Source organism: Hydrogenophaga sp. 2FB, assembly GCF_005503365.1.
Taxonomy (GTDB): domain Bacteria; phylum Pseudomonadota; class Gammaproteobacteria; order Burkholderiales; family Burkholderiaceae_C; genus Hydrogenophaga.
In genome coordinates, this window is record NZ_SCML01000123.1 from 1 (window position 1) to 1,581 (window position 1,581).

Annotated in this window: 1 protein-coding gene; it reads left to right on the top strand. The window is 67.9% G+C overall.

Annotation, left to right across the window (positions count from 1 at the left end):
- On the top strand, positions 1 to 1,581 hold a 1,581-nt coding region (locus tag FFS09_RS30485; protein WP_137922646.1), incomplete at both ends, for a filamentous hemagglutinin N-terminal domain-containing protein.

Sequence of the window (1,581 nt, forward strand, 5' to 3'; positions counted from 1 at the left end):
CTCATCACCGCCTCGCTGTTTCCCGCCCACGCGCAAATCGCCGCCGACCCCGGCGCCCCGGGTCGCCAACGCCCTACCGTGTTGACGGCCCCCAACGGCGTGCCCCTGGTCAACATCCAGACCCCGAGTGCCGCCGGCGTCTCGCGCAACACCTACCGCCAATTCGACGTGGGTGGCCAGGGCGCCATCCTCAACAACAGCCGCACGCATGTGCAGACCCAGCTCGGCGGCTGCGTCCCCGGCAACCCCTGGCTGGCCTCGGGCGGTGCGCGGGTCATCCTCAACGAAGTCAACAGCACCCACCCCAGCTACCTCAACGGCTTTGTGGAAGTCGCCGGTCAGCGCGCCGAGATCATCATCGCCAACCCGGCCGGCATCCAGGTCAACGGCGGGGGCTTCATCAACGCCTCGGGTGTCACGCTCACCACCGGCACCCCGGTCATGAACAGCGGCTCTCTGGAGAGCTTTCGCGTGCGGGGTGGCCAGGTGCAGATCAACGGCCTGGGGCTGGACATGCGAGGCGCCGACGCCGCCACCATCCTGGCGCGCGCCATCGAGGTCAACGCCGCGATCTGGGCCAACAAGCTCACCCTCGTGGGCGGTGCGGCGGAAACCCAGGCCAGCGGCACGGACCCCTCCGGCATCCCCTCCACCACCCCCATCCCCGGCACGGACGCCCAACCCACCTTCTGGCTCGACGTGGCCGCCATCGGCGGCATGTACGCCGGCCACATCTTCCTGGTGGGCAGCGAGGACGGGCTGGGCGTGAACAACCGCGGCACGATCGCCAGCCAGGGCAAGCTCACCCTGCTGCCCAACGGCCAATTGATCAACCACGGCAGCGCCTACGGCCAGCACATCCGCATCGATGCCCCGAGCGTGCACAACCAGGACGGCGGCGTCATCGCCGCGCGCGAGTCCCTCACCATCCACGCCGAGCGGATCCACAACACCGAGGGTGCCGAACTCCTGAGCCTTGGCCAGATGGTGCTCAACGCCAGCGAGCGCATCGAGAACCGCTCGGCGCGCATCGAAGCCCAGGGGGCTCTGACCATCACCACCCCGGTGCTGGTCAACGCCAACGACCACTTCAAGACCGAACTGGTGGCCCTGCCCGGGCAGCGCTATTTGCGCCTGCGCCACAACGGCGTGGACTACAAGGCCGAAGAGCTCGGCCTGAACTTCCAACGCCTGGACCAGTACGACGACCAGGCCCACTACGCGGTGCTGCTGCCCTCGGCCGAATACCCCTTCAGCCAGTACCCCGCGCTGGTCGATCAATGGGCCGTCTCGGTCGATGGCCGCTACCAGGTCCAGCTCAGCCGCACGAGCCAACTGCTGTGTCCGGGCACCGACTGCAACCCCACCGAAGTCGACACCTACGCCTCGAACCACCCGATCTGGCAACGCCTGGGCGTTACCCCCTTCGGCCCACCGCCCGTGTACACCGGCCCCAACTGCAACGACGACAGCCAGGCCTGCTCGCCCGCCCAACGCAGCGAGCACGGGAACTGGCAGCAGCAACTCCATCAGTACAACGCGCACAAGGCCCAACAACAAAACGCGCTGGACCAGAAGATC